This is a genomic window from Klebsiella sp. Q11, assembly GCF_964241505.1.
Lineage (GTDB): Bacteria > Pseudomonadota > Gammaproteobacteria > Enterobacterales > Enterobacteriaceae > Klebsiella > Klebsiella michiganensis.
The window spans coordinates 258,552-281,333 of the sequence record NZ_CAXSXW010000005.1 but is presented as its reverse complement, the minus strand read 5'-3'; the positions used below and the strand labels follow the sequence as shown (position 1 = coordinate 281,333).

Below are 22,782 nucleotides of genomic sequence, written 5' to 3'. Positions count from 1 at the left end.
CGCGATGAGCCACTATCTTCTGCGGCGGTCCGGTCAGGGTTTACTGGTGCTGTGGGCCGCGTTTACCCTCTCCTTCGTCCTGTTACAGGTGCTGCCCGGCGATGCGGTACTGATCAAGTTTCAGAATCCGGATCTGGGGCTCAGCCCTGAGCAGATCGCCGAAATGCGCCTCGCCTACGGGGCCGATAGCCCGCTGTGGAGACAGTACTTCCACACGCTGATGGCCATGCTGCGTGGCGATTTTGGCTATTCGCTGCAGGCCGGGCTGCCGGTCAGCGCGCTTATCGCCAGCAACCTGCCGGAAACATTAAGCCTGGCGCTGCCCGCCTTTGCTCTGGCGGTGGCGCTGGCCTTCGCCCTCGCCTTCGCCTCACGGCTGCCGGGCCTGCGCTGGCTCAGCAACGCGCTGCAATCCCTGCCGGCGCTGTTTATCTCGCTGCCGACGTTCTGGCTCGGCATCGCCCTGATTCAGATTTTCTCCTTTCAGCTGCGCTGGATCCCGGTGATCAATCCCGGGCCGATTGAGGGGCTGATTTTGCCCATTATTGCCGTCGCGGTGCCGATTTCCGCTCCGCTGGCGCAAATCCTGATGCGCAGTCTGGATCAGGTCGCCGCGCAGCCGTTTGTCGCCGTTGCCCGTGCCAAAGGCCTGAGCGAAACCGGCGCCCTGTGGCGGCACGTTACCGGCAACGCCCTGCTGCCGGTGCTCAATATCGCCGGTCTGCTGCTGGGGGAACTGATCGCCGGCGCGCTGATTACCGAAACCGTGTTTGGCCGCGGCGGTCTGGGGCTGCTGACGCAGCAGGCCGTCAATAATCAGGATATCGCGGTACTGCAGGCGGTGGTGATGATCTCTGCCCTCGGTTTCGTGCTGATTAACCTGCTGGTCGACCTGCTGATGCCGCTGTTCGACCCGCGCCTGAAAACCGTTATCGGAGGTGCCGTATGAGCCTGGTGGATTACGCAACCGCCGCGCGCCGCCGCACGTCAAACTGGCGTACACGGCGCGTCCAGCCCGGTCTGCTGCTGGCCTGGGCGGTGATGATCGTTGCCGCGCTGATGGCTATCGCTCCGCAGCTGTTTACCGACTATAGCCCGCTGGAAGGGTTCCCCGGCGCCCAGCGGCTGGCCCCGCAGGCCGGCCACTGGCTGGGAACCGACCAGCTGGGCCGCGATCTGTGGAGCCGCATCGTCTTCGGCGCCGTTCATTCGCTTTCCGCCGCGCTGGCGGCGGTGGCGATCGGCCTGTTTATCGGTACCGCGCTGGGCACGCTGGCCGGCGCGCTGGCGGGACGCGTGGAGTCGGCAATCATGCGCCTGGTCGACGTGCTGCTGGCGATCCCCTCTTTATTGCTGTCGCTGACGGTCATCATTCTACTCGGTTTCGGCACGCTCAACGCCGCCGTCGCGGTAGGCGCGGCGGCCGTCGCCAGCTTTGCCCGCCTGGCGCGAGCGGAGGTGGTCCGCGTACGCCACAGCGACTTCGTCGAAGCGGCCTACGGCAGCGGCGGCACCTTTTTCGCCGTTTTCTGGCGGCATATTCTGCCCAACTCGCTCACCGCGGTGCTGGCCTTTGCCACCCTCCAGTTCGGCCAGGCCATTCTGGCGCTCTCGACCCTGAGTTTTCTCGGCTACGGCACGCCGCCGCCGGTCCCGGAGTGGGGTCTGCTGATCGCCGAAGGCCGCAACTATCTCTCCACCGCCTGGTGGCTGACCACCCTGCCCGGTATTGCGGTGATTGCGGTCGTGCTCGCCGCCAACCGTATTAGCCGTCAATTTAGCGGAGAACGCCGATGAATGTTTTAAGCGTAGAGCATCTGCGCATCAGCTATCGTTCACAGCGTGAATGGCGCGAGGTCGTGCACGACGTGAGTTTTCAGGTCAAACGCGGCGAAATGCTGGCGTTTGTCGGTGAATCCGGCTCGGGTAAAACCACCACCGCGCAGGCGATTATTGGCCTGCTGGCGGATAACGCGCGCCGGGACAGCGGGCGTATCTTGATTAATGGCGAAGATATCAGCGGCTGGTCCGCTAAACGCCTCGACGGCCTGCGCGGCGCGCGGATTAGCCTGGTGCCTCAGGATCCGGGCAACTCCCTGAATCCGGTAAAAACCATCGGCGCGCAGGTGGGGGAAATCCTGCGTCTGCATCAAAAAAGCAGCGCCGCGGCGCGTAAAGCGCAGGTGCTGGCGCTGCTGACCAAAGTTGGGCTGAGCCACCCGGAACAGCGCCTCGATCAATATCCCCACCAGCTTTCAGGCGGTATGAAGCAGCGGGTGCTGATTGCGATCGCGATCGCCCTGAAACCCGACTTAATCATTGCCGATGAGCCCACCAGCGCCCTCGACGTGACGGTACAGAAGCGGATCCTCGACCTGCTGGATACGCTGCGCCGGGAGTCCGGCACGGCGGTACTGTTCGTCACCCACGATCTGGCGCTGGCGGCGGAACGCGCCGACCGTCTGCTGGTCTTTCGCCACGGCGAGATTCAGGAACAGGGTGCGACCGGCGACGTCATACGTACGCCGCAGCATACCTATACCCGCCAGCTGCTGAGCGATCTCCAGGGTTCGACGCTGACCATTGCCCCGGCCAGCGGGCGCGTACTGGCGACCCCGGCGATCCGCGTGGAGGGCATCAGCAAGCGCTTCTCATTAGGCCGCGCGCATTTGCAGGCGCTGGACGCCGTGAGCTTCGAGGTGAAGCGCGGCAGCACCCACGCGCTGGTCGGCGAGTCCGGCTCCGGCAAAACGACGCTTGCGCGGATCCTGCTGGGATTCGAAAAGGCCGATAGCGGCCATATCGCTATCGACGGTATCGATGCCGGGCATCTCAGCCGCGAGGCGCTCCGCCAGCTGCGGCGTAAAATTCAGTTCGTTTACCAGAATCCTTTTGCCTCGCTGGACCCGCGGCAAACGCTGTTTGAGATTATCGAAGAGCCGTTAAAAAACTTCGACCGCCTCAACGCCGAAGTGCGGCGCCAGCGCGTCGAAACGGTCGCCGCCCGCGTGGCGCTCGCTCCGGAGCTGCTGTCGCGAACCGCCCGTGAGCTTTCCGGCGGCCAGCGGCAGCGGGTGGCCATCGCCCGCGCCTTAATCCTTGAACCGACGATCCTTGTCCTCGATGAAGCGACTTCGGCGCTGGACGTCACGGTGCAGGCGCAAATTCTCGCGCTGCTGCAGCAACTTCAGCAGCAGCTGGGGCTGAGCTATCTGTTTATCACTCACGATTTGGCGACGGTGCGCCGTATCGCCCACAGCGTGACGGTGCTGCGGGCGGGCCAGGTGGTTGAACACGGCGACGTCAGCCGACTTTTCAGCGCCCCGCAGCATGACTATACCCGCGAGCTTATCGCCGCGATTCCCCATTTTTCATCCCCGAGCAAGGAGGTTGCATGACGCGTAAACGACTGGGCTTTTTCACCCGTCTGCTGGACCACGCCACGCCTAAAGAGCGCTACCGGCTGGCCACCGAGCAAATTCGCCACGCGGAACGCCTGGGATTCGACAGCGCGTGGATCGCTCAGCACCATTTTCATGAGCACGAAGGCGGCCTGCCGTCGCCGCTGGTCTTTCTCGCCCACGCCGCGGCGCACACCGAGCGCATTCGTCTTGGCACCGCCATTATCACCCTGCCCATGGAAAACCCGCTGCGGGTGGCGGAGGATGCGGCGGTGCTGGATCTGCTCGCCGATGGACGGCTGGAAGTGGGCTTCGGCTCCGGCGGCACCCCCACTTCGTTTTTACCCTTCGGGCTGACGATGGATCAGCGCAGCGCGGTGTTTGCTGAACACCTGCATCTGATTCAAAGCGCCTGGCGCGGGGATTCGCTCTCGCACCCGGATAATCATCTGTACCCTCAGGCGCCGCAGCTGGCGGAGCGCATCTGGATTGCCACTTTTTCCATTGAGGGGGCGGTTCGCGCGGCTCAGGTCGGGCACGGGCTGATGCTCTCGCGCACGCAGCCGCGTCCGGCCGGACAGCCCACGCTGCCGCTGGACGCTATCCAGAATCCGATTATTGACGCCTATCTCGCCGCGCTGCCGGCGGGCGTCGAGCCAAGAATCCTCGCCTCGCGGACGGCCTTTGTCGCCGATAGCCAGCAGTATGCGCTGCAGGTCGCTGAACCCGGCCTGCGCCAGCAGGCTGCCCAGCATCGCGCCGCAGGTCATGATATTATTGGTGACACTGTCACTGATTTTTTGCCGCAGCTTGACGCGCACGTTGGCGACCCGCAGCACGTCGCCGCTTCGCTGGCCCGCGATAGCGTCCTGCGGCGGGTAACCGATATTTCGTTTCAGGTGCACTCCGTTGAACCCTCGCACCGCGACACGCTTCGTTCCATTGAGCTGATCGCTCAGCATATTGCCCCGCAGATACGATAAGGAGTCACCATGACGCTCAGTCAGGATATATTGGCCGAACTGGCAGAAATTGCCCCCGATTCCGCCTTAGCGGCGGCGCGAGCCGTGCGCGAGGCGGCCACCCACCATGCTCAGGGAAGTTATGAAACGCTGTTTGGTCAGCAGGATAACGACTTTCCGCTCGACGAGCGTTTTGCCGTGGCCGCGCGGGTGGCGAAGCTGCATGAGAGCGATGCGCTGGCCGCCCACTACGCCGGCTTTGGCATTGCCGACCCCACATCGCCGCGGCTGGCGCCGGCGCTGGCCTTTGCCCGGCTGTTGACCTTTACGCCCGTGGAGGCCACGCCGTCGGCGCTTGAGGCCTTAATCCGCGCCGGATGGAGCCTGCGCGGCATCGTCACCCTCGCCCAGCTTATCGCGTTTGTCAGCTTCCAGAGCCGGCTGGTCGTCGGGCTGCGCCTGCTTAACGGCAAAAATATCCACGTCGCACAAACCCCGACGGTGGCGGGATTCTGGCATACCTCGCCGCAAACCATCAGCGGTAAGAAGGCGCCGGTGCACTTCACCCGCGATGAACTGCACTGGGAGCCCTGGCTGACGGCTAAACCACTGGCGGAATTCACCCCCGACGAGCAGGCGCTGCTGGCGAAATTTGGCCACAGCGATTCGCCCTACTTCCGCCTGCTGGCGCGCAACCTGCCGGTGCTGGAGCAGCGTACGTTAACCGACAAAGGGATCTTTTATACTCCCGGCGGCCTGCCGCGCGCTGAGCGCGAGCTGGCGGCAACGGTGGCGAGCAAAATCAACGGCTGTATTTATTGCGCCTCGGTGCATGCGCGCAAAGCGGCACAGCTGGCTAAAGATGAAACGGCGATAGAGACGCTGCTGGCGGTGACGCCGGGAGAGCAGTTAAGCGACGGGCAGACGCCGGGATGGCAGGCGCAGATCGATTTCGCCGCCGCGATTTCCGTTACCCCTCCCGCTCTGTCCGTTGACCACCTTGCCGCCGTCGAGCAACAGGGGCTGGATACCCTCGCCCGACTGGATTTACTGCAATCGGCGGCTTTCTTTGCCTGGGCCAACCGGTTAATGCTGACCCTCGGCGAGCCGTGGCAGGAATAGCTGCCAGCGGGCTTAATCAGGCCAGACGCCGCTGATGGCGGGCATAAATCAGCAGCGAACTGAGCGCAAGAAACGAAAGCAGCGCGGCCGGTAAGGCAACGAAACGCCAGCCAGGACCGGCCGTAATCATCATCCCGCCGAATAGCGCCCCAATGGCGCTGCCGAGATTAAAGGCGATCTGGCCGCCCGCCGCGCCCAGCATCTCGCCGCCCTTCGCATTTTGCAGCAGCAGAATTTGCAGCGGTGCCGACAGGGCAAACAGGGCCGCGCAGCAAATAAACGCGAGGGTTAATGCGGCGGCTTTATTCTCACCCAGCAGGAACAGAAGTAATAAGGTCACGACAATCACGCCATTCGTCACGGCGGCAATACGTAACGGGCTATAACGGACGGAGACTTTACCGCTAAATAAATTCCCCAGAACCATCCCCAGCCCCGCCAGCAGCATAATGGCTATGATGGCGCTCTCACCAAAACCAGAGACGTTAATCATAAACGGCTTAATATAGCTAAACCACGCGAATACGCCGGCATTGCCGAACATCGTCGCGGCAAAAATTAACCACGGTGCGGGCGATGTTAAAAAATGAAACTGCGAGCGCAATCGCGTCGTCGGTTTATCAAACAGCGTGGGCACCCACCAGGCGATGGCGACCAGTACGGCGATGTCAAACACCGCAATCGCCAGAAAGGTATAGCGCCAGCTAAACTGATGGCCGAGCCAGGTTCCGGCGGGAACCCCCAGCAAATTAGCGACCGTCATTCCGGCAATCATTCCCGCCACCGCGGCGGTGACCTTCCCCGGCGGCGCAATTTTCGACAGAACGATCGCCCCCACGCCAAAGAAGGCACCGTGCGGGAAACCGGAGATCAGGCGCCCCAGCGCCAGCATCGAATAGCTGGAAGATAACGTAAAGATGGCATTGCCGATAACGCACAGCGCCACGAGGAACAGCATCACCGATTTTAACGAAAAGCGGCTGGAGAACAGCGCCATCACCGGCGCGCCGATGACGACGCCAAGCGCATACCAGGAGATCATATTGCCCGCGGCGGGAATAGATATCCCGACGTCACGGGCAATTTCAGGTAATACGCCCATGATGCCAAATTCCGCCATTCCGAGACCAAAAGTGCCAAGCGCTAACGAAAAAATAGTCTTTTTCATACAACTAATCACTTGTTATAAAACATACCGCCGGCATTATTGTGCATTATTAAACGGCAGACCAGATAAAAACGCCGGGTGGCATATTTATCCATAAAACGGCGTGATTATTTCATAGGCTTATTTGCAGATTAAAAAAACCAATAAAGTCATTTCGTGCCCCGCCGCTGCCCGATCGCCAGCAAAGGCATAGCGATAACAATTCACAACCACGGTTCCATAAAAACTTCATCATTTCATGCCGTTGCTTTTCAATGGAACCTGTCTCGCAAATGCGACTTAACCAGGACAATCTGTATTGTTTTTTTAGGTAGTAGGTTGATAATGGCGACATTAACCACACGGAGGCAGGATAATGAAAGAGTACACAGCGGATGATAGCTTCCAGCAGGCGATATCAACGAGCAAAAAGCACCGTTTATGCTCGATACCCACAGCTGAAAGTCAGTCAATTCATCCCAGTAACGAGTTGATCCGGTTAATGAATGAATTCGTCGACGAGCATGGGTCCATCACCGAAGATGAATACTTCAGGGTGCTCTGATGCTTAAACAATTCGACGTGTATCGGAATCCTTCTTCGCAAACGAAGCACTCTCTACCCTATTTTATGATTGTGCAAAATGATTTTTATGAAGACCTACCCACCAAGGTAATTATTCCCCTGATGCGTAATGCTCATCTGCCACTATGGCAGCATCCTTTAGTTCCTGAGGTAAATATTGAATTTGAAACGTTTATGCTTTGTTCGCCGATGATGACAAACCTTAATAATAAGCCGATCAAGCGCGAAGATTTTATCTGTAACTTAAAAAGCGCCAGAGGCGAAGTTATTTCCGCCATTGACGCCCTTGTCACCAATACCTGATCCGCTCCGGCTTCAGCCAGAGCGGGTTGCTCAGTTACGCTTACTTCAGCCCTTCACAGCTCTCTTTCTTCGCTTCCTGACGCTCCACCTCGCGATACCAGCGCGGATGATGCTTCTTCGCCCAGCGGCGACTCACCTTCCCTTCGATCATGCCTTTAATCGATCCCTTCACCCAAAACGCCATATACATGTGGATCAGAATCGCATGAATAAGAATAATCGCCGAGGTCGCGTGAATCAGCAGGCTATAGCGAATAACCTGAATCGGGAAATAGTGGGCAAACCAGGGCCGCCAGATAATCACGCCGGTCACCAGCAGCACAAAAATCATGCTCATGATGGTCCAGAACATCATTTTCTGCCCCGCGTTATATTTCCCTACCCGCGCCACTTTATGCTCGTTGCCTTTCAGTACCTCAATAATGCCCTTTAGCCAGGGAATATCCTGCTTGTCGGGGATATTGTGATGGACAAAGCGCACAAACATAAACATCAGAGCCACGAAAATCAGTACCCCAAAAAACGGATGCAGAATACGCCCCATCTGCGGCGTACCGAAGGTTTCGGTCAGCCACTGCAGCGTCGGGAAGAAAAACGAGATCCCCGATAGCGCCACCAGGAAAAAGCAGATGACCACCGTCCAGTGACAGGCGCGGTCAATAAACTTCGTGCGCACAATCATTTTCGATTTACTCATCATGCTCCTCCTCATCGTCATCCGCTTCTTTATTCGGCCCAATCCCGATGTAGTGATAAATCAGCCCGGCAAAGGTGGCGATAAACCCGACCGCCGAGAGCGGCTTCAGCGCGCCTTTCCACAGGTTGATCGACGTATCGATCTGCGGCTCTTTCGGCAGGTTGTGGTACAGCTCCGGCTGGTCCGCATGATGCAGCACGTACATCACGTGGGTGCCGCCGACGCCCGGCGGGTTATACACCCCGGCATGGGGATAGCCGCGTTTCTTCAGCTTTTCCACGCGCTCGTTGGCCACTTCCAGCATCTCTTTCTTGCTGCCGAAGTGAATCGCGCCGGTTGGGCAGGTTTTCACGCAGGCCGGTTCCTGGCCGACGCTGACCCGGTCAACGCACAGGGTGCACTTATAGACCCGGTTATCCTCTTTATTGAGGCGCGGGACGTTAAAGGGGCACCCGGCGATGCAGTAGCCGCAGCCGATGCAGTTCTCCTGCTGAAAGTCGACGATGCCGTTAGCGTACTGAATAATCGCCCCGGCGGACGGGCACGCCTTCAGGCAGCCCGGGTCCTCGCAGTGCATGCAGCCGTCTTTGCGTATCAGCCACTCCAGCTTGCCGTTCTGTTCGGTTTCGCTAAAGCGCATTACCGTCCAGGATTTGGCGCTCAGATCGGCGGGGTTGTCGTACACCCCGACGCAGTGCCCAACCTCATCGCGGATATCGTTCCACTCGGAACAGGCCACCTGGCAGGCTTTACAGCCTACGCAGGAGGAGACATCGATCAGCTTCGCCACTTCCGCCTTAAAATCCCGCGCGCGCGGCGCGGGAGTGATCGGGTTGGTGGCGGAGCGTTTGATAATGTCCTGGGTTTCCATCGCCATGCATTCGCTCCTTACGCTTTCTCGATGTTGACCAGAAACGCCTTGTACTCCGGCGTTTGCGAGTTGGAATCCCCGACGTTTGGCGTCAGGGTATTGGCGATGTAACCTTTGCGGGCTACCCCTTCAAAACCCCAGTGCAGCGGGATCCCGACGGTTTCAACCTGCTGGCCGTTAACGTTGAGCGTTTGCAGACGACGCGTCACCACCGCTACCGCGCGAATAAAGCCGCGCTTGCTGCTGACCGTCACCCGATCGCCGTTGGCAATCCCCTTCGCTTTCGCCAGTCCCTCGCTGATTTCGACAAACTGTTCCGGCTGCGCAATCGCATTAAGTAGCGCATGCTTGGTCCAGGTATGAAAATGCTCGGTCAGGCGATAGGTGGTGCCGACGTACGGGAATTTATCCTTCTTACCTAAACGAAGGGCATCCTCTTCATACAGGCGCACCACCGGGCTGGAGACCACGTTCGGGTGCAGCGGGTTGGTGCCAAGCGGCGTTTCCATCGGCTCGTAGTGTTCCGGGAACGGACCTTCCGCCAGCTTATTCAGGGCAAACAGGCGCCCCAGTCCTTCCGGCTGCATAATAAACGGCCCGGTTTTGCTGCCCGGCGGCGCGGTATTGAAGTCCGGAATATCGTTGCCAACCCACTTGCTGCCGTTCCACTGGATCAGCATCCGCTTCGCATCCCACGGCTTGCCGTTAATATCCGCCGACGCGCGGTTGTACAGCACGCGCCGGTTGAGCGGCCACGCCCATGCCCAGCCGAGCGTGTTGCCAAGGCCTGACGGATCGGCGTTATCGCGGTTGGCCATCTGGTTGCCCTGCTCGGTCCAGCTGCCGGTATAGATCCAGCAGGACGACGCGGTGGTACCGTCATCGCGCAGCAGCGCGAAGCTGTTCAACAGCTGGCCCTTCTTCGCCAGCGGCGCGCCGTTAGCGTCGAAGAGATCCGCCAGCGCGTAGCCGTTGTTCTCTTTCGCGACCTCTTCTGATTCCGGACGATCCGGCTGCTTGTAGTGCCATCCCATCTTCAGCAGCGGCTCGACGCCTTTGCCGCCCTCGCTGCGATACATCTCGCGCAGGCGGTGATAAATCCCGGCCAGAATTTCACCGTCGTTGCGCGCTTCGCCCGGCGCGTCCTGGCCTTTCCAGTGCCACTGCAGCCAGCGCCCGGAGTTAGCGATGGAACCATCCTCTTCGGCGAAGCAGGTGGACGGCAGGCGGAACACTTCGGTCTGAATCGCTGCCGGGTCAACATCGTTCGACTCGCCGTGGTTTTGCCAGAAGGTCGACGTTTCGGTCACCAGCGGGTCGATAACCACCATGTACTTCAGCTTGCTCAGGCTGCGGACCACCTTGTTTTTGTCCGGGAACGAAGCCACCGGATTGAAGCCCTGGCAGATATAGCCCGTGACGTTACCGTTATCCATCATATTGAAATATTTGATAACGTCGTAAGCCTGGTCCCATTTCGGCAGCCAGTGGAAGCCCCAGTCGTTCTCTTTTTGCGCCGCGTCGCCGTAGAACGATTTCATCAGGCTGACGAAGAACTTCGGATAGTTGCTCCAGTAGTTCACCTGTTCGGCCAGCGTCGCCTTCGGCGTATTGGCGGCGAGATAGCTTTGCAGATCCGTCTGCTGTTCCGACGGCAGCGTCAGGTAGCCCGGCAGGCTGGTCGAGAGCAGGCCTAAATCGGTTAGCCCCTGAATATTGGAGTGCCCGCGCAGCGCGTTGACGCCGCCGCCCGCCATCCCCATATTGCCGAGCAGCAGCTGAATCATCGCCATGGTACGGATGTTCTGCGCCCCGACGGTATGCTGCGTCCAGCCCAGCGCGTAAAGGAAGGTGGTGGTTCGGTCCGCCGCGCTGGTTGACGCCAGCACTTCGCACACTTTGAGGAAGTCCGCCTTTGGCGTACCGCAGATATTCTCCACCACCTCCGGCGTATAGCGCGAAACGTGCTGCTTCAGCAGGTTCCAGACGCAGCGCGGATGCTGCAGCGTCTCGTCGCGCATGGCGTAGCCGTTTTCGTCGAACTGATAGTTCCACGACGATTTATCGTACTGACGCTTTTCGGCATCGTAGCCGCTGAACAGGCCATCTTCGAAGGCAAAATCGTCGCGCACCAGCAGGTTAGCGTTGGTGTAGTGTTTAACGTACTCGGCATTGATTTTGTTATTTTCGATCAGGTACAGCAGCACGCCCGACAGGAAGGTAATGTCGGTACCGGAACGGATCGGCGCATAAATATCGGCCACCGACGCCGTGCGCGTAAAGCGCGGGTCGACGACAATCAGCGTCGCATCGTTGTTGTTTTTCGCCTCCATCGCCCAGCGGAATCCCACCGGATGGGCTTCGGCGGCGTTACCGCCCATCACCACCACGACGTTAGCGTTTTTGATATCAACCCAGTGGTTGGTCATCGCACCGCGACCAAATGTTGGAGCAAGACTTGCTACCGTTGGTCCGTGTCAGACGCGCGCCTGGTTGTCTACCGCCAGCATGCCGAGGGAGCGCACAAATTTTTGCGTCAGCATGCCGGTTTCATTACTGGCCGCAGAGGCACATAACATCCCGGTGGACAGCCAGCGGTTAACCGTCACGCCCTGTTCGTTCTTTTCAATAAAATTGGCGTCGCGGTCGGCTTTCATCAGTTTGGCGATGCGGGTAAACGCGTCATCCCAGGAGATGCGCTGCCATGTATCCGAACCCGGCGCGCGGTACTGCGGATAGCGCAGGCGGTTGTCGCTATGAACATAGTCAAGCAGCCCCGCGCCTTTCGGGCACAGCGCGCCGCGGCTCACCGGATGATCCGGGTCGCCTTCAATGTGGTAAATCGCTTCTTTCGCGTTTTTCGCGCCGTCGCCCAGGCTATACATTAATAGCCCGCAGCCCACGGAGCAGTATGTGCAGGTGTTGCGGATCTCTTTGGCGCGCAGCAATTTGTAATTACGCGCCTGAGCCAGGGCCATTTTGGGCGCAAAACCCAATGCAGCGGCTGTTGTTCCGGCCATACCGCCTGCGCAGATTTTAAAAAACTTTCTGCGGCTGACGTCCATTGTTCCCCTCCATGCGGGATGTTTATTCATTGCGGGAGTGGAAATTAACAGCAATAACCCTGTTTTATTTGCGTCAAATCAATGTCCTGAACCCATGACCCCTTAATAGTCAGCCGCGTTAAATTTCGTTACTCCATTAGGATTAAGCGCGGAGGAAAATATCCCCCGAAAGCGAAAAAAAAGTGTTATAAAACCCGACTGCGTTTGAACCAACATCAGGTTAAATATGGAGAAGAAGAGAGCCACGCTCATTGGATTGGCCGCTATCGTCTTGTGGAGCACCATGGTCGGGCTGATTCGTGGCGTAAGCGAAGGGCTTGGTCCGGTGGGCGGCGCGGCGATGATCTACAGCCTGAGCGGCCTTTTGCTGATCTTTACCGTCGGCTTCCCGCAAATACGCCAGATCCCTCGCCCCTATTTACTGGCAGGAAGCCTGCTGTTCGTCAGCTATGAAATTTGCCTGGCGCTGTCGGTCGGATTAGCCGGTAGCCGCCAGCAGGCTATTGAAGTGGGCATGGTTAATTATCTGTGGCCCAGCCTGACGATTTTATTCGCCATTCTGTTTAACGGCCAAAAAAGCAGCTGGTTGGTTATCCCGGGGTTATTTCTCGCTTTATTCGGCGTCACCTGGGTATTAGGCGGTGAGCATGGTCTGAATGTAGATGAAATTACCCGCAACGTGGTTTCCAGCCCGCTGAGCTATATTCTGGCGTTCATCGGCGCGTTTATCTGGGCGGCCTACTGCACGGTCACCGCTAAATACGCGAAGGGCAAAAACGGGATTACCCTTTTTGTTCTGCTTACCGCCCTGACCCTGTGGCTGAAGTTCCTGTTCAGCGAACAGCCGCCCATGGTCTTTAGCTGGCCGGTGATAGCCAAACTGATCGCGCTGTCCGTTGCCCTGGGATTAGGCTACGCGGCGTGGAACGTCGGTATCCTGCACGGCAACGTCAGCCTGCTGGCCGCCGCTTCCTACTTTACGCCAGTGCTCTCCTCGGCGCTGGCGGCGGCACTGCTCAGCGCCGCGCTGTCGTGGTCGTTCTGGCAGGGCGCCGGAATGGTGTGCGCCGGCTCCCTGCTTTGCTGGCAGGCGACCCGGCGCTAACCGAGATCGCCGCCGGCGACCGGCAGCGTCACGCCGGTGATATAGCTGGCCTCATCGCTGGCGAGAAACAGGATGGCATTGGCCTGCTCCGCCAGCGTACCGTAGCGATGCATCAGGCTGCTGGCCACCGTCTGATCGACCACCTGCTGATACCACGCCTGCTCCTGCGCCGACGGCAGCTCCTCATTCCGCGGCGTCCGGCGCGCAGGCGCCTCGGTGCCCCCCGGCGCCACGGCGTTAATGCGGATCCCGTTTGCGCTATATTCAAGGGCTAGCGAACGGGTCAGCGCATTAACGCCGCCTTTCGCTGCGGAATAAGGCACCCGATTCACGCCCGCCGTCGCCACCGACGAAATATTAACGATACTGCCTTTGCCCTGCTTCAGCATCCACGGTAGCGCAGCCCGACAGCCCCACAGGGTCGGAAACAGCGAGCGGCGAATCTCCTTCTCTATCTGCTCCGGCTGATATTCCGCGAACGGCCGCGCCCAGATGGTGCCGCCGACGTTGTTAATCAATACATCCAGGTGGCCAAAATGGGCCACGCCGTCGGCAAAAGCCCGCTCGGTGCTTTCCCATTGTTCAAGATCGGCTTCCAGCGCCAGCGCCTGGCTACCGGCGTCGTTCAGCGCCACCGCCAGTTCATGAACATAGCGAGAGCGGTCAATCAACAGCAGCCGCGCGCCCTCACGCGCCGCTTGCTCTGCGGTCTGTCGGCCAATCCCCTGCGCGGCGCCGGTAATGGCCACAACTTTATGGTTAAATCGCATCGTTGCTCCTTATGCCGCCGCGCTCTGGCTGGCGATAAATTTTTCATACCAGAACCCCGACGGCGAAATTCCTCTCTCACGCAGCGCCGTGGCTACCGCATTGACCATCGGCGGGGGCCCGCACAGATAGATATCCACATCCCCGTCGTTGAGTATTGCGTCATTAAGATGTTCGGTAACAAAGCCGCGCTGCGGGCATTGGCTTTGCGCATCGGCAACCACCGGCAGCCAGCGATACGCGGGAAGCTGACCGGTAAATGCCTCAAGCTCGTCAGTTTTCACCAGATCGCCGTCGCGGGTCACGCCATAGAGCAAGGTGATGGGTCGGGTGCTGCGCTGGCTGGCCAGCGTTTGCAGCATTGATAGCAGCGGCGCTAAGCCGGTGCCCCCCGCCAGCAGTAGCAGCGGGCGCTCGCCGCCGCGCAGGTAAAAGCTGCCCATCGGGCCGCTTAGCGTCAGACGATCGCCAGGAATGGCCCGCTGCGTCAGCCACTGGCTCATCAATCCGCCGGGCACGTTACGGATCAGGAAGCGCCCCTCACGCCCACCCGGCAGGGAGCTAAACGAATAGGCGCGAACCTGCGGCGTTCCGGGAACCTGAATATTGATGTACTGACCCGCCAGGAAGTCCAGCGGTTCATCCAGCACGATCGCCAGCTCAATGGCGGTGTCAGACAGGAGATTGACCGCTTTCACCGTCGCGCCCACGCTCGCCAGCGCGGTCTTGCAGCGGGCTGCCGCCGCCGGTACATCAATGACGCAATCGCTGGTTGGCACCATCTGGCAGGTCAGCACCTGGCGCTCTGCGGCTTCCTCTTCGCTGAGCGCCTCTTTAAGAAACTCATTGCCCAGGCCATATTCGCCGCTGACGCAGCGGCACTTGCAGGTGCCGCAAACGCCGTCCGAACAATCCATCGGCAGATTGACCTGCTGACGATAGGCGGCATCGAGAACTTTCTCCCCGGCGTTACACTGAATAAAGCGGGTGATGCCGTCTTCAAAATTGAGAGCAATATTAAAGGTCATAAGTGCCTCTTAAATATGGTAAACGTCAATCACCTGACGGATGTAATCGTTATTCAGGCGCACGGTTTTACGGATGATTTGCGGTTTGCCGGAGTCCTCACTCAGCGTGCAGCAGGTCGAACCAAACCAGGTATCCGTCTGCTGATACCGGTGACAGTAGGTGACCCAGCTGTAGCGTACTTCCATGCCCTGTTCGGTTTCGCCAAGCAGTTCAACGTTGCCGATCATATGGGTGGTGCGCGGTTCCGGGGTGCTGGCCCCTGAGCGCTCGGTTTTGATGCGGTAAACCCGGTCTTCGAGGCCGTCGCGGCTCGGGTAATAGATCAGCGAAATTTCACGCTGAGGATCGCGGGTGAGCTTGTCGTCATCCCCCCAAGCGGGCATCCAGTACACCACCTGTGGACTGTAGCAGTTCAGCCACTCATCCCACAGGCGGTCGTCAAGCAGGCGGGCTTCGTAATAGAGAAACTGGCGAACCTGTTCGAGAGTGAGCATCAGACCACCTCCACGCGTTGTGTGATCGACTGCTCGTAACGCCGCTGCTCTGCTTCCAGCGCCGCCAGCATCACGTTTTGCCAGTGATGATGGTGGGCGATATACAAAGCTTCGTCTTCCGATTTCACGCCGCTCAGCAGCGGCCGCAAGCCGGCCTGCCGGGCGTGTTCGTCCGGACCATCGACCCAATGTAGCGCCCCGCGGCTGAGGTCGCTCCATGCGAGATTTTCCCCGAGATAGCCGCGCTGGCAGGCGCTGAACTCTTCCAGATCGTCAGGCGTTCCCATGCCGCTGACGTTAAAAAAGTCCTCATACTGGCGAATACGCAGCGCCCGCGCCTGGTCAGATTCGCCCTTCGGCGCAAAGCACCAGATGGTGACTTCGGTTTTATCCACCGCGATGGGGCGTATCACGCGGATCTGCGTCGAAAACTGATCCATCAGGTAGACGTTTGGATAGAGGCACAGGTTGCGCGTTTCGTTGACCATCTGCCCGGCGCGAGACTCGCCGAATTCCGCCTGCAGCCGTTCACGATGTTCGTAGACCGGCCGCACTTCCGGGTTCAGCACCCGGGTCCACAGCAGCATATGCCCATTATCAAAGCCGTAACCGCCGCCGACGCTTTTCGACCAGCCGTTTGCGTCTACCGCATGTGTCCCTTCCGCTTCGTAGTTGCGGCGCGACATGGTGGAAGCGTAGTTCCAGTGGACCACGCTAACGTGATAGCCGTCAGCACCGTTTTCCGCCCCCAGCTTCCAGTTGCCTTCGTATACATAGCTCGACGATCCGTTAAGCACCTCCAGCCCTTCCGGCGCCTGGTCCACGATCAGGTCGATAATTTTGCAGGTTTCGCCCAGGTACGCCTCCAGCGGCTGCACATCGGCATTCAGGCTGCCGAACAGGAAGCCGCGATAGGATTGAAACCTCGGTAGCTTCTTTAAGTCGTGGGAGCCTTCATGCTTGAAAGTCTCCGGGTAGCCGCCGGTACTTTCATCTTTGGCTTTTAAAAGCTTGCCGTTATTACTGAACGTCCAGCCGTGAAACGGACAGGTAAATGAACTTTTATTACCGGTTTTGCGACGACATAGCATCGCCCCGCGATGGGCGCAGCTGTTAATTAGCGCATGTAGTTCGTTCTTTTTATCGCGCGTTATTATTACCGGCTGGCGCCCAAGGGTCAGGGTGTAATAATCTCCAGGCTGCGCAATCTGGCTTTCATGAGCAAGGAACAGCCAATTCCCTTCAAAAATATGCTTCATTTCAAAATCAAATAGCTGCGGATCGGTAAATATTGAGCGATGGCAGCGATAAATATGTTTTTCACGATCAACAATTAATGCATTGTTGATTTTATCTTTTAATGTGGTGAACATTTTTTGCATGAGTCGGCCCTCCTGCATAATTCAGGAATAGAAAAACGGTGAAGTCGCAATTTCGCTTTATTCTCCGACCACGGCCTGGCCGGAGAAGAGAATTAACGCCGCGCGTTACTCCTGCGCGCGCAGGCGCGTACCGCGGTGTTCTTCATCGGCGTTAAGCGCTTTACACAGAGTAAAATCAAAGCGCACTTCGGTATGTTCACCTTCCAGCTCACGCCGCTGAATAAGCTCGCGGTCGCTGACTTTTACCGGATCGGCAATCAGGCCGTCGCGGGTGGCGAACGCGAAATCATCCCACAGGTATTTGTCGCCGTTGAGATTGATTTGGCTGGTCAAATGTTTATGACCCGGCGCGGAAACGAAGAAGTGGATATGCGCCGGACGATTACCGTGACGCCCCAGCTGGTCAAGGAGTTTTTGCGTTGGCCCATCCGGCGGGCAGCCGTAGCCGGATGGCAGAATGCTGCGCACGCTATAGCAGCCATCGGCGCCGGTACGAATGCGGCGACGCAGATTATATTCACTCTGGCTTTGATCGAAGAAAGAGTAGTTCCCGAGGGTATTGGCATGCCAGATATCAACGATAGCGTTAGCTACCGGGTGGCCCTGGGTGTCGCGAACCTGGCCATAAAGCCACATCACCTCCCCCGCATCTTTACCATCATCCATGCGGGTATGTCCGTCTGCCAGCGGCGCATTCGCCACGTACAGCGGGCCTTCAATGGTACGAGGGGTGCCGGTTTCCCGCTGCGCTGCGGCATCAATCGCGTCCTGGCGCAGGTCGAGGAAGTGTTCAAGGCCGAGGCCCGCCGCCAGCAGTGCCGCTTCCTGGCGGCCGCCTAATTCATGCAGATAATTCACCGCATGCCAGAACTCTTCTTCAGTGACGTTATAGTCATCAATCAGCGTGCAGAGGTTTTCCAGCAGACGATGAACAATCATTTTAAAACGCTCGTCACCGCCGGTTGCATTTAAACCCGCACTTTCACGCAATAAATGTTGCACAGCATCTTGTTGTACGAATGCATTACTCATAATATTTCTCACTTATCGTTGTAGGATATTCGCCGAATAGTTTCGGCGCGAGGTTAGTTATTATTTTTTATTAACGGTCGTCTTCGCGAATCGAGGAGGGATGACGACAGAGCGCCTCCACGCGAATTTGCATAAAGGGATATAATGGTAGAGCCATTAAAATTTGATGCAGCTCTTCAGCATCTTTCACATCGAAAATACTGACATTGGCGTAAAGGCCGGCGACGCGCCAGATATGTCGCCATTTACCTTCGCGCTGAAGTTGTTGTGAATACTTTTTTTCTCGCTGCTTAATTTCCTCAATTTCGTCGGCAGGAAATCCCAGCGGAATATTCACGGTCATATCGACTTTAAATAGCATAAAAATCCTCCATTATCCTTTGCGGCTATAGAAGCGCAGTTTGTCTTCATCCAGTTCAGCGCCAAGACCCGGCGCTTGCGGTAGCGTCACCTCGCCTTCGGCGAACATTAGCGGCACGCTGACAATATCGTCCTTCAGCAATAGCGGGCCAAACATCTCGCTGCCCCACTGTAGGGGTAGCGTCGACCAGGCGTGCAGCGAGGCCAGGGTGCCAACGGTCCCCTCAAGCATCGTGCCGCCGTAAAGCCCAATTCCCGCCGCTTGCGCCACCTTCGCCAGCGCCAGCACGCTGTTTGGCCCGCCCGCTTTGGCAATCTTCAGCGCATAGGCCCCGCTGAATCCCTGCTGCGCCAGGCGATAACCTTCGTAATGGGTCGCTACCGCTTCATCGGCCAGAATAGCCGCGTCGATGTGATGGCTGAGGCGCACCAGCGCAGCGTTGTCCTGAGAGCTGACCGGCTGTTCAATCAGATCGACACCCATCGCCGCCAGCTCGCGGCAGCCCTTTGCCGCGACGGTGGCTTCCCACGCCTGATTCACGTCGACGCGGATGCTGGCCCGATCGCCCGGGCTTCAACAATCGCGCGGGTGTGGCGCAGATCCGTCGCCAGTTCGCGCGCGCCGATTTTTAGCTTAAACGCGCGATGGCGACGCTCCGCCAGCAGCCTTTCCCCCTCGGCAATATCTTTCTCGGTATCGCCGCTCGCCAGCGTCCAGAGAACCGGCAGCGAGGTCGTAAGCGCGCCGCCAAGCAGCGCGGAAACCGGCAGGCCAAGCGCCTTACCCTGCGCATCCAGCAGCGCGGTTTCGATCGCTGATTTGGCAAAGGTATTGCCTTTAATCGCGCCGTTCATCCGCGCGGTCAGGACATTCAGATTATCGGCCGCCTGGCCCTTGAGCAGCGGCGTCAGGTAATGATTAATCGCCGACACGATGGCTTCCGGGCTCTCCACGCCGTAGCTCAATCCACCGATGGTAGTGGCTTCGCCAATACCGCAAATCCCGTCCGAACGGGTTATGCGGACGATCGCCAGCGTCTGACAGCCCATCGTGGTCATGGAGAGTTTGTGCGGTCGAATGGTCGGGATATCTACCAGCCAGCTTTCAATACGTTCAATGGTCGCGGTCATCTTTTTTTCCTGGTGATGAAATACATAACTTTTCATACCCCTGTTCATAACGCGGGGTAACGATTCTGTTGACAATAGGTCTGCCCAATCGTGACGGTCAACGGCGATAATCGAAATGTTGTGCGATTATCGACGCGGTTGTTAAATTGGGGTTAATAATGTGATCGACGTGGTAAAACCAGAACAAGGAATCACCGCGTTTTTCACCCGCGATATAGTGATGCCCCATGAACTTTTATCTTCAATAAAAGAGGGGTTGTATGAGCGAAAAAAAACCAGGTACTCTCAGCGCCCGCCAGTCTGAACACGACCCTAACTTTATGCTGTCCCTGGCGCGCGGGCTGGAAGTCCTTAACACGTTTACCCCGCAGCGGCAGCGCCTGACCATCTCCCAGCTTAGCCAGAAAACGCAGATCTCCCGCGCGGCTGTGCGCCGCTGCCTCTATACCCTCGCCGCGCTGGGTATGGTGCATAGCCCGGATGGCCGCAGCTATGAGCTGCTCCCCCGCGTGCTGGCGGTGGGCCACGCCTACCTGGCCGGAACGCCGCTGGCGAAAGTCGCGCAGAGCGCCCTGGATAATCTGGGCAAAAACCTCGGAGAATCCTGCTCCGCCGCCACGCTGGGCGGCGATAACGTCCTGTATATTGCCAGAGCGGCGGTGAATAACCTGCTCAGCGTGGATATCGGCCGCGGCAGCCGTCTGCCTGCGTGGGCCACGTCGATGGGACGCGTGCTGCTTAGCGCGTTGCCGGAAGAACAGCTTGAAGTGACACTGTCACGAGCCAATCTGATCCGCTATACTCCGTATACGCTATGCGATATGCCGGGTTTACGGCAGGAAATCGCCAGAGTGCGCATGCAGGGCTACGCGCTCGCTGACCGGCAAATTGAGGTGGGATTATGTTCGCTGGCGGTACCGCTGCTCTCCCGCAGCGGCCAGGTGGTGGCGGCGCTTAACGTTGGCGTTCCGGCAGGCTATACCAACGCCGCCGCGCTGAAAGAGAAAGCCCTCGCCCCGCTACGGCGGGCGGCGATGGCGCTTTCTCTTCAGCTGTAAGGGTTAATTCAGCTCAGGCGCTTTTGCCAGACTACGCCAGATGCCGGCCGCCAGCAGCAGAAGCAGGACGCCAGCCGTCGCCAGCACGATGCTGTGCGAATGAATAAACGCCGCCTTCGCCGCTTCAAGCAGGCTTTGCGCCGGTATGGCGGGCAGCGACTGCGCCAGCTTAATCGCCTCGCTGATGGAGGATGACGCCTGCTCCGCCGCCGCGCCCTCGATTCCACCCGGCAGAACAATTGACGAGGTGTAGCTGCGGGTCAGGATCAGGCCAAACAGGGCAATCCCCAGTCCCGCGCCCAGCTCATAGGCCATGGTTTCGATGGCCCCTGCCGCCGCCGCTTTTTCCTTCGGCGCGGCGGCCATGATCGCCGAGCTGGAGGCCAACAGCGCGCTGGCGACGCTAAAGCCCAGCAGCGTCATCAGTCCCCAGGCCTGCCACTGCTGGGTGCTGAAATCGGTCATCGACAGGCCGAGGAAGCTCAGGGCGCTGAGCAGCATTCCGCCGGTGGCGACCTCGCGCAGCCCCAGCCGCGATACCAGCATGCCGGCAATGGGCCCGCTGAAACCGCTCGCCACCATCACCGGCAGCATAAACAGCCCGGCTTCAAAAGGCGTTTTGCTGTGCACAAACTGCAGCTCCTGCGCCATCAGCAGTTCAAAACCCACCAGCGTAATCAGCGCGGTCATCGCCATCATCACGCCGCTTAAAATAATGCGATGGGTAAACAGGCGCATATCGACCATGGGACGAGATGCCGAGAGCTGTTTGCGCACGAACCAGAACAGCATCGCGGCGCCAGATAGTGCCACCAGCCCGGTTAACCACAGCGCCATTTGCCCTTTGAGCGCCGTTTTGGCGCTAAAGACCAGCATCAAAATGGCGGCGATCAGGATTAGCGCCTGGAAAAGATTCAGCGGCTGCTCGCGCCGCGCGGGCTGACGCGGCACCACTTTGGCATTAATCGCTATCACCAGCAGGACGATCGGCACGTTGATCAGGAAAACCGATCCCCAGTAAAAATGCTCCAGCAGCATGCCGCCAACCAGCGGACCGAACGCCGCGCCGCCAGAACCGACCGCTGCCCACAGACCAAGCGCCATATTACGCTGGTGCGCCTGCGAAAAGGTGCTGCGGATCCCGGCCAGGGTCGCAGGCACGATCATCGCCGCCCCCACCGCCAGCAGCGCGCGGGAGGCAATCAGCGTCTCTGCCGTGGGCGAAAACGCCGCCGCCAGCGACGCGGTGCCAAAAATACCGCTGCCGAGCAGCAGCAGCCGTTTAAAGCCGATTTTATCGCCCAATGCGCCCATAGGCAGCACCATACCGGCCATTACCAGCGAATAAATATCAATAATCCACAGCAGCTCGTTACCGCTGGTCCCCAGCGCTACGCTGAGCGTTGGCGCAGCCACGTGAAGAACAGTGGCGTCAATCGCCACCGGAATATAAACCAGCAAAATCGCCATCAGCGTCAGCCATTGCCGAGACATACTACTTTCCCTCAACGTTAAAACTGGACAAGCGTCCAGGAAACGGATCCTGCCGGATTGTTGAACGAGTGTCCAACTTTTTGTTACTATCGCCAAAAAAACCGGGGTCACTAACGTTATGGGCTACTTAAATCGCGATGCGCGTCGGGAAGTTATTGTGCTGGCAGCCATGCGCGTAGCGCTTCGGGGCGGGTTTAGCGCTATGACCGTCCGCCAGATTGCCGCCGAAGCCGGCGTCTCCGCTGGTCAGCTGCACCACCATTTCACCTCCGCGGGCGAGCTAAAAGCCCATGCCTTCATACGGTTGATCCGCGAAATGATGGATATGCCGCTGGTCGCCGACGACGCCACGTGGCGTGAACGCCTGTTTTCTATGGTGGGCAGCGACGACGGCAGGCTTGAGCCATACATTCGCCTGTGGCGCGAAGCGCAGCTGCTGGCCGATAGCGACAGCGATATCAAGGGGGCCTATCTGCTCACCATGAACATGTGGCATGAAGAGACCCTGAAGATCATCCGCCAGGGAACCGCTGCCGGTGAGTTTAAGCCAAGGGACGATATGGAAAGCATTGCCTGGCGGCTCATTGCTCTCGTCTGCGGCCTCGATGGTATTTATGCGCTAGGAATGCAGGAAATAGATGATGCCGCCTTCAATCGGCATATCAATTATTCTATCTCGATGGAACTTTTTTAATTTTAAGTTACATTTAGTAACAAATAATCCTGGACTAATATTCGTGCGTCTTCTTTCGGCGCGCTTTTCTTATCTATTCTTC

Annotated in this window: 19 protein-coding genes and 2 pseudogenes; 9 read left to right on the top strand and 12 right to left on the bottom strand. The window is 58.5% G+C overall.

Going from position 1 to position 22,782, the window contains the following annotated elements; genetic code table 11:
- Positions 1-4: 4 nt before the first annotated feature.
- Genes ACESQ2_RS10335 through ACESQ2_RS10315 form a run of 5 tightly spaced genes read left to right on the top strand, consistent with a single transcriptional unit; the run spans position 5 to position 5,485 of the window.
- A complete protein-coding gene (locus ACESQ2_RS10335; RefSeq protein ID WP_038424479.1) occupies positions 5-949 on the top strand; it encodes an ABC transporter permease in 945 nt (314 codons plus the stop codon).
- On the top strand, positions 946-1,797 hold the full coding sequence (locus ACESQ2_RS10330) for an ABC transporter permease (protein WP_014229287.1): 852 nt from the start codon (positions 946-948) through the stop codon (positions 1,795-1,797). The genes ACESQ2_RS10335 and ACESQ2_RS10330 overlap by 4 nt, the downstream gene beginning before the upstream one ends.
- Positions 1,794-3,398, top strand: a complete 1,605-nt coding sequence (locus ACESQ2_RS10325; RefSeq protein WP_038424476.1) for an ABC transporter ATP-binding protein — start codon at positions 1,794-1,796, stop codon at positions 3,396-3,398. The genes ACESQ2_RS10330 and ACESQ2_RS10325 overlap by 4 nt, the downstream gene beginning before the upstream one ends.
- Entirely contained in the window at positions 3,395-4,384 is a 990-nt protein-coding gene (locus ACESQ2_RS10320; protein ID WP_373170359.1) for a putative FMN-dependent luciferase-like monooxygenase, read from the top strand. The genes ACESQ2_RS10325 and ACESQ2_RS10320 overlap by 4 nt, the downstream gene beginning before the upstream one ends.
- A gap of 9 nt (positions 4,385-4,393) precedes the next feature.
- Positions 4,394-5,485, top strand: coding sequence for an alkylhydroperoxidase domain protein (locus ACESQ2_RS10315; RefSeq protein ID WP_373170357.1), 1,092 nt, complete (start codon positions 4,394-4,396; stop codon positions 5,483-5,485).
- A 16-nt stretch (positions 5,486-5,501) separates the two neighbouring features.
- Here the strand turns inward: ACESQ2_RS10315 and araJ are convergent, their stop codons facing one another.
- Entirely contained in the window at positions 5,502-6,653 is a 1,152-nt protein-coding gene (araJ, locus tag ACESQ2_RS10310; protein ID WP_032749167.1) for an MFS transporter AraJ, read from the bottom strand.
- A 543-nt stretch (positions 6,654-7,196) separates the two neighbouring features.
- Here araJ and ACESQ2_RS10305 point away from each other — a divergent pair.
- A complete protein-coding gene (locus tag ACESQ2_RS10305; protein ID WP_046878377.1) occupies positions 7,197-7,520 on the top strand; it encodes a CcdB family protein in 324 nt (107 codons plus the stop codon).
- A gap of 40 nt (positions 7,521-7,560) precedes the next feature.
- On the opposite strand, the gene fdnI is transcribed toward ACESQ2_RS10305, so the two are convergent.
- The 3 genes from fdnI to fdnG are packed head-to-tail and all read right to left on the bottom strand — an operon-like array spanning position 7,561 to position 12,153.
- Positions 7,561-8,217 carry a formate dehydrogenase-N subunit gamma gene (fdnI, locus tag ACESQ2_RS10300; RefSeq protein WP_004120645.1) on the bottom strand — a complete coding sequence of 219 codons (657 nt, stop codon included), beginning with the start codon at positions 8,215-8,217 and terminating at the stop codon, positions 7,561-7,563.
- Positions 8,210-9,094, bottom strand: coding sequence for a formate dehydrogenase subunit beta (gene fdxH, locus ACESQ2_RS10295; RefSeq protein WP_014838425.1), 885 nt, complete (start codon positions 9,092-9,094; stop codon positions 8,210-8,212). The genes fdnI and fdxH overlap by 8 nt, the downstream gene beginning before the upstream one ends.
- 11 nt (positions 9,095-9,105) lie before the next feature.
- Positions 9,106-12,153 (bottom strand): formate dehydrogenase-N subunit alpha, encoded by a 3,048-nt coding sequence (gene fdnG, locus ACESQ2_RS10290; RefSeq protein ID WP_142291627.1) that lies wholly within the window; start codon positions 12,151-12,153, stop codon positions 9,106-9,108.
- Positions 12,154-12,379: 226 nt separating this feature from the next.
- Between fdnG and yddG the strand changes: the two genes are divergently transcribed.
- On the top strand, positions 12,380-13,258 hold the full coding sequence (yddG, locus tag ACESQ2_RS10285; RefSeq protein WP_004850709.1) for an aromatic amino acid DMT transporter YddG: 879 nt from the start codon (positions 12,380-12,382) through the stop codon (positions 13,256-13,258).
- Here yddG and benD read toward each other — a convergent pair.
- The 7 genes and pseudogenes from benD to ACESQ2_RS10250 all read right to left on the bottom strand — a co-directional run bounded on the left by benD (position 13,255) and on the right by ACESQ2_RS10250 (position 19,502).
- On the bottom strand, positions 13,255-14,028 hold the full coding sequence (gene benD, locus ACESQ2_RS10280; protein WP_373170355.1) for a benzoate diol dehydrogenase BenD: 774 nt from the start codon (positions 14,026-14,028) through the stop codon (positions 13,255-13,257). The genes yddG and benD overlap by 4 nt on opposite strands.
- Positions 14,029-14,037: 9 nt before the next feature.
- A complete protein-coding gene (gene benC, locus ACESQ2_RS10275; protein ID WP_373170353.1) occupies positions 14,038-15,054 on the bottom strand; it encodes a benzoate 1,2-dioxygenase electron transfer component BenC in 1,017 nt (338 codons plus the stop codon).
- Positions 15,055-15,063: 9 nt separating this feature from the next.
- The gene (locus ACESQ2_RS10270; RefSeq protein ID WP_025108250.1) at positions 15,064-15,549 is read right to left on the bottom strand and encodes an aromatic-ring-hydroxylating dioxygenase subunit beta; all 486 of its coding nucleotides are present in this window, start codon (positions 15,547-15,549) and stop codon (positions 15,064-15,066) included.
- Complete coding sequence (locus ACESQ2_RS10265; RefSeq protein ID WP_046878380.1) at positions 15,549-16,931, bottom strand: Rieske 2Fe-2S domain-containing protein; 1,383 nt, start codon at positions 16,929-16,931, stop codon at positions 15,549-15,551. Before ACESQ2_RS10265 ends, ACESQ2_RS10270 begins: the two co-directional genes overlap by 1 nt.
- 105 nt (positions 16,932-17,036) lie before the next feature.
- The gene (gene catA, locus ACESQ2_RS10260; protein ID WP_046878381.1) at positions 17,037-17,963 is read right to left on the bottom strand and encodes a catechol 1,2-dioxygenase; all 927 of its coding nucleotides are present in this window, start codon (positions 17,961-17,963) and stop codon (positions 17,037-17,039) included.
- A 70-nt stretch (positions 17,964-18,033) separates the two neighbouring features.
- Positions 18,034-18,324 carry a muconolactone Delta-isomerase gene (gene catC / locus ACESQ2_RS10255; RefSeq protein WP_004101911.1) on the bottom strand — a complete coding sequence of 97 codons (291 nt, stop codon included), beginning with the start codon at positions 18,322-18,324 and terminating at the stop codon, positions 18,034-18,036.
- 12 nt (positions 18,325-18,336) lie between these two features.
- Positions 18,337-19,502: pseudogene (locus tag ACESQ2_RS10250) on the bottom strand (muconate cycloisomerase family protein).
- 172 nt (positions 19,503-19,674) lie between these two features.
- Here ACESQ2_RS10250 and ACESQ2_RS10245 point away from each other — a divergent pair.
- Positions 19,675-20,512: pseudogene (locus tag ACESQ2_RS10245) on the top strand (IclR family transcriptional regulator C-terminal domain-containing protein).
- A gap of 3 nt (positions 20,513-20,515) precedes the next feature.
- Here ACESQ2_RS10245 and ACESQ2_RS10240 read toward each other — a convergent pair.
- Positions 20,516-22,006 carry an MFS transporter gene (locus ACESQ2_RS10240; protein ID WP_004850706.1) on the bottom strand — a complete coding sequence of 497 codons (1,491 nt, stop codon included), beginning with the start codon at positions 22,004-22,006 and terminating at the stop codon, positions 20,516-20,518.
- 118 nt (positions 22,007-22,124) lie between these two features.
- Here ACESQ2_RS10240 and ACESQ2_RS10235 point away from each other — a divergent pair, with 118 nt between their 5' ends.
- Entirely contained in the window at positions 22,125-22,700 is a 576-nt protein-coding gene (locus tag ACESQ2_RS10235) for a TetR family transcriptional regulator (protein WP_049069852.1), read from the top strand.
- The last annotated feature ends 82 nt before the right edge of the window (positions 22,701-22,782 follow it).

Coding starts and splice junctions, on each gene's coding strand:
- ACESQ2_RS10335 (WP_038424479.1), top strand. CDS start 5: ATGAGCCACTATCTTCTGCGGCGGTCCGGTCAGGGTTTACTGGTGCTG.
- ACESQ2_RS10330 (WP_014229287.1), top strand. CDS start 946: ATGAGCCTGGTGGATTACGCAACCGCCGCGCGCCGCCGCACGTCAAAC.
- ACESQ2_RS10325 (WP_038424476.1), top strand. CDS start 1,794: ATGAATGTTTTAAGCGTAGAGCATCTGCGCATCAGCTATCGTTCACAG.
- ACESQ2_RS10320 (WP_373170359.1), top strand. CDS start 3,395: ATGACGCGTAAACGACTGGGCTTTTTCACCCGTCTGCTGGACCACGCC.
- ACESQ2_RS10315 (WP_373170357.1), top strand. CDS start 4,394: ATGACGCTCAGTCAGGATATATTGGCCGAACTGGCAGAAATTGCCCCC.
- araJ (WP_032749167.1), bottom strand. CDS start 6,653: ATGAAAAAGACTATTTTTTCGTTAGCGCTTGGCACTTTTGGTCTCGGA.
- ACESQ2_RS10305 (WP_046878377.1), top strand. CDS start 7,197: ATGCTTAAACAATTCGACGTGTATCGGAATCCTTCTTCGCAAACGAAG.
- fdnI (WP_004120645.1), bottom strand. CDS start 8,217: ATGAGTAAATCGAAAATGATTGTGCGCACGAAGTTTATTGACCGCGCC.
- fdxH (WP_014838425.1), bottom strand. CDS start 9,094: ATGGCGATGGAAACCCAGGACATTATCAAACGCTCCGCCACCAACCCG.
- yddG (WP_004850709.1), top strand. CDS start 12,380: ATGGAGAAGAAGAGAGCCACGCTCATTGGATTGGCCGCTATCGTCTTG.
- benD (WP_373170355.1), bottom strand. CDS start 14,028: ATGCGATTTAACCATAAAGTTGTGGCCATTACCGGCGCCGCGCAGGGG.
- benC (WP_373170353.1), bottom strand. CDS start 15,054: ATGACCTTTAATATTGCTCTCAATTTTGAAGACGGCATCACCCGCTTT.
- ACESQ2_RS10270 (WP_025108250.1), bottom strand. CDS start 15,549: ATGCTCACTCTCGAACAGGTTCGCCAGTTTCTCTATTACGAAGCCCGC.
- ACESQ2_RS10265 (WP_046878380.1), bottom strand. CDS start 16,931: ATGCAAAAAATGTTCACCACATTAAAAGATAAAATCAACAATGCATTA.
- catA (WP_046878381.1), bottom strand. CDS start 17,963: ATGAGTAATGCATTCGTACAACAAGATGCTGTGCAACATTTATTGCGT.
- catC (WP_004101911.1), bottom strand. CDS start 18,324: ATGCTATTTAAAGTCGATATGACCGTGAATATTCCGCTGGGATTTCCT.
- ACESQ2_RS10240 (WP_004850706.1), bottom strand. CDS start 22,006: ATGTCTCGGCAATGGCTGACGCTGATGGCGATTTTGCTGGTTTATATT.
- ACESQ2_RS10235 (WP_049069852.1), top strand. CDS start 22,125: ATGGGCTACTTAAATCGCGATGCGCGTCGGGAAGTTATTGTGCTGGCA.